We start from the raw sequence: 4,125 nt of genomic DNA, 5'->3' as shown, positions 1-4,125 counted from the left end.
GGCCGAGGACGATGCCGCCGTGTCTTGCCAAGCCGCCACGCTCGGGAAGCCGTTAAAAGCAAGGTTCGGCCGGGCCTCGCGCAGGGAAGCGAGAAAGAATTGGCCGATGAGCGAGCGACGAACGATGCCGACAAATGTGGGCTCAGTTCGCAACTCGATCTGGTGCAGATGCCGCCTAGACAGAATGGCGCCAGCATGAAGCCCCGGCACACTGCTATCACGAACTTAAGATCTGATTTGGCACAGCGTGGACATTGTCTAACTAGCCCTATCTCCCGAATACAATAATGCAATAGACGCAAAATCAGTAAAAAGGAGTCAAAAAACTACTTAGTATGACAACATGTTATGCAACCTAGGATTGTAGTATAGAAATGACTCGCGTTACTGTGGGCGAGTAACGGCGTCCTGGCTGGAGCTTGGGAAATGGTACGTTGCCAACCCAGGACCGGCACGGGGGTCAAGACGATCGGCCCAGCTGATGGGCATCTGGTAATACGGGCTGACAGGTTTTGTATCGGGAGGACGCGAAGCAAGGTCGGGCCGGATCCCATGGTGACGTGGTTCGGCCCTGTGTCGTTCGGCCTGCAGGCCGGAGCGACAAGCAAGATGTAGCCTATGAATAAGACTGTATGAGCGCGGCGACTGCTGAGGCGACGCAAATAAAAGAGGCCGCCCCCGAGGGAGCGGCCCGAGTCTAGGGAGGAAACGTCCAAAAGGACACAACACGTATGCGTGCCGTGTTGCGGCGCGTCAACCGATGCTGCAGCGCAGGGCTCCGACTTCGGCTACGAATTTACACGTATGTTCCAGGCCCACCGACCCGACCCGCGGGAGGGGGGTTCTTTGAACCGGGCCGATGGGTGTCCCTTGGGAGGGCACACCACGTTGCGGTGCAATGCAGCAGGGGTCAAACCCTGAAATGAGCAAGGCCCGCCCTGTTATTACAGGAGCGGGCCCGGTGCGACTGCTCCAACGAGGCCGCCCTGTGACCGTCTCTCCAACGGCCTGAGTGCTGCTCTGCTGGCGCGCGGCCCCCTCTGCCGATCGCTGAAGGCAACCCTGAAGCGGCGTAGTTAATAGACCATTACCGCGTGCTTTTTCATGCGAAAGACTTCAACCGCCTTCCCGGCCATACCGTTCTGACGCTGCTACGCCTCATTGGCCTTCCGCGGCCGCCCGGCGCGCTTAGGCTTGTCGGAGACGGTCTCTGCCGGCTCGGTGGCCATTGAAGCCGCTTTCCTGCGCTGCTGGCCTAGGCCAAGGCTGCGAGCGAGCTCGGAGCGCTGTGCCGAGTAGCTGGGGGCTGTCGAGGGGTAGTCACGTGGCAGGCCAAAGCGCTCCCGGTACTGCTCGATCGACATGCCGCTTTTGCTGAGGTGCCGCTTCAGCGTCTTGTACGGCTTGCCGTCGACGAAGCTGATCAGAGCGTCGGGGGTGATCGACTTCCGGATTTGAGAAGGCGTGGGCTTCTCGGCCGATGGTGCTGCTGTTGCACCAACCTGGCCAAGCCCCCTGAGCGCGGCATGCGTGTTAGCGATCAGCGAAGAAATTTCATTCGGCTGCAGGTGGTTATTCGAGACGTAGGCGGAAACGAGATCCGCCGTCAGCTCGACGTAGTTGGTTGCCCCACCCTCAATCTTTCCTACGTTTTCGTCCACGATGTGCACCTATGCTTGGAATACTCGTACAGTGTGCTAGCGGATGAGAGAAAACAATGCGATACTGCGCCTGTTCGAGATTTATGTAAGATTTGGTCGCGGCAACGAATACCGCGCTATCGTGGTGGCAGCCTGCAACACCGTTCTGATCGACAGCTTCTCTATAGTAAAGTTCGCCGAACCACGGGGTGAGGCGGTCGATCTGGAGAACAGATCGGTCACGATGGCATCAGCTTAAGAGCACCTCCGTGAGCGAATTGGAAGCACCACCGACTTCGAAGAAGTCAAAGCCGAAGCGCCCTCCCAACGACCAAGAGCGGGCCGCCATCGCGAAGGCGAAGGCTTACTGCCGGAGCCGGATCCAGCCCCTCGCCTACGAGATCACGAAGACCGAGGGGCGCGAAATCACCATCGAGATCCCGCACGACGACGCCGGCGGTTTCATCGCCCAACAGCGGGCCACCTTCGGGACGGTCTCGCCCGAGTTTGCCTCGCGCACGGCAGCCGATGTCTGTGACATCGTTCGATCCCGAGGCGAGGCCATGCCCGCTCCGGACAAGATTAACGCCGGGATCGCCGCCGTCGCCGGGATCGAGCCGCAGAACGAATATGAAGCCATGCTGGCGGCTCAGATGGTCGGGGTTCACTCGGTCGCGATGGACATGCTGTCGAGGGCCAAGCAGGCGGGCACATCGCAGCCGTGATCGACGGCGAAGCCCTTTGCCTAGCCATCTTTGGGTGGCCTACAGGGACGCGATTGAGGGCTCAGACGCCTCAGCACAAACTCACAAATAGCTCAGTGCTTTGAGGGCATCACACCACACGCACTGAAGCTGCCGGGACCCCTATCGCCGCGACCCACGTCCTCAAATCGAAGCCGATCGAAGCAAAGCGCATCAGGCCGAAGCGGCACCGACGCTCTCGGGCGTTCGTACCTGCTCGGAAACGCTCGAAAATGTTCTCTGCACACCTGTGCACCTAGGGTGCGATGCAAGGGACGAGCTTCCTACGAGGTGAGGCCGTGCCGGCGGCACCGACCTAACCGAATAGGTCGAGCTGCCCAGCCGTTCGAAGGTGGTCTAAGCGCGGACGGAGGACCTCACGCCGGGGTTTCGACGCGAAGATGACTGGCAGACCGACACCCGGCTTGCCGTAGAGCACGGCTCCGACGATCCGGCAGCCGTCGCCCCGGTGGAACACGTTCGCCGTGTAGGGCCCGGCACGCAGGATCTCCTGCATCAGTTCCTCATCCACGCTCAAGTCAGACACAGTGGCCAAGAGGCAGGTCAGTCCAGCCGCCTCAATGGCGAACGACCGGAACTCGGCGGCGCGCTGCCGCCAGACTTGGCGCACAGCTCCGGCGCTAGTCTGCGGGAACGGATTAGGCGCCGGCTGCGTCGCCACATCGGCGACGAAGGCCGCGATCACGTGTCGTTCGGCGATGTGCATCGCTGTAAGCAGGGAGGCGGCGAGCTGGCGTCGGCTGATCGGCATGGCGCTCCAGTGTTCCCACCCAACTCACGAGCGGTCGCTTTATGGGGGAAAGCGACGGCGTGGGTGGAGTGCGATGCGCGTCATTACAAAGAGACGATCGATCTTGGGAGGACGCCAGGACCACACCGATCGAGGACGGCTCAGCCCTTGGCGACGGTGCTGTTGGCGCGGGCGCGTGGGAAATAGCCGTAGAAAGTGTCTCGGTTGACCCCGAGCCGCTTGGCGATGTCGGCGACGCTGATGTTGCCGGCTGCCAACAGGGCGCGGGCGACGTCGAGGTCGGCGTCGGAGAGTTTCCTCGGCCGGCCGCCCTTGCGGCCTCGGGCCAACGCCGCCTTCAAACCTTCCATGGTGCGCTCGCGGTTGAGGTCGAGGAAGTACTCGGCCATGGCGCCGTGCATCTGCAGGGCGAAGCGCCCGTGGGCGGTGGCGCTGTCGAACTGCTCAGTAAGCGAGCGGAAGTGGACGTCCTTCACGCGCAGGCCGTCGATGGTACGCATCATCTCGACGAGCGAGCGGCCGAGGCGATCGAGCTTCCAGACTACGAGCACATCCTCGGGGCGCAGGTAGGCCAGCGCCGCGTCGAACGCCGGCCGCTTGGTCCCGGCCTTGCCGGACTTCTTCTCTTCGAACAGGCGCTCACACCCTGCCTTGGTCAGCGCGTCACGCTGGAGGTCGAGGTTCTGGTCAAGGGTCGAGACGCGGGCATATCCGACGAGCATGTCGGGACAGTGCCAAAACGCCGTTTATCCGGCAATAGAAAACCCGACAGTTTTTTCCGACAGAAACAGGGCCGTTTTGGGCAGTTCGCAACCGGCTCCCAAACATTGTCGGGAAAACGATCGTTTTTCGTACACAACTGATCGCGCTACCTACCGTTGCATTCCAATAGGGCTCGCTGACTAGAACTATCCCGCTGGAACGTGGCCGTTCCAATAGGGCAAGATCCTTGGAACGCTGCCGTTGGAAC

General features: G+C 61.3%; 5 protein-coding genes. 1 reads left to right on the top strand and 4 read right to left on the bottom strand.

What is annotated here, in order from left to right; genetic code table 11:
- Together MKK67_RS03180 and MKK67_RS03175 are read right to left on the bottom strand one after the other, a co-directional pair.
- On the bottom strand, window positions 1-210 hold a 210-nt coding region (locus MKK67_RS03180), incomplete at its 3' end, for a hypothetical protein (RefSeq protein ID WP_243962194.1).
- A 941-nt stretch (window positions 211-1,151) separates the two neighbouring features.
- A complete protein-coding gene (locus MKK67_RS03175; protein WP_243962193.1) occupies window positions 1,152-1,661 on the bottom strand; it encodes a MucR family transcriptional regulator in 510 nt (169 codons plus the stop codon).
- A 248-nt stretch (window positions 1,662-1,909) separates the two neighbouring features.
- Between MKK67_RS03175 and MKK67_RS03170 the strand changes: the two genes are divergently transcribed.
- A complete protein-coding gene (locus MKK67_RS03170; RefSeq protein WP_243962192.1) occupies window positions 1,910-2,365 on the top strand; it encodes a hypothetical protein in 456 nt (151 codons plus the stop codon).
- 334 nt (window positions 2,366-2,699) lie between these two features.
- Here the strand turns inward: MKK67_RS03170 and MKK67_RS03165 are convergent, their stop codons facing one another.
- A complete protein-coding gene (locus tag MKK67_RS03165; RefSeq protein ID WP_243962191.1) occupies window positions 2,700-3,155 on the bottom strand; it encodes a hypothetical protein in 456 nt (151 codons plus the stop codon).
- Between the two features lie 140 nt (window positions 3,156-3,295).
- Complete coding sequence (locus tag MKK67_RS03160; RefSeq protein ID WP_243962190.1) at window positions 3,296-3,877, bottom strand: recombinase family protein; 582 nt, start codon at window positions 3,875-3,877, stop codon at window positions 3,296-3,298.
- Window positions 3,878-4,125 lie beyond the last annotated feature (248 nt).

The organism is Methylobacterium sp. J-072, assembly GCF_022829425.1.
Taxonomy (GTDB): domain Bacteria; phylum Pseudomonadota; class Alphaproteobacteria; order Rhizobiales; family Beijerinckiaceae; genus Methylobacterium.
The sequence above is the reverse complement of the archived record's forward strand: the minus strand, read 5'-3'. Positions and strand labels throughout refer to the sequence as shown.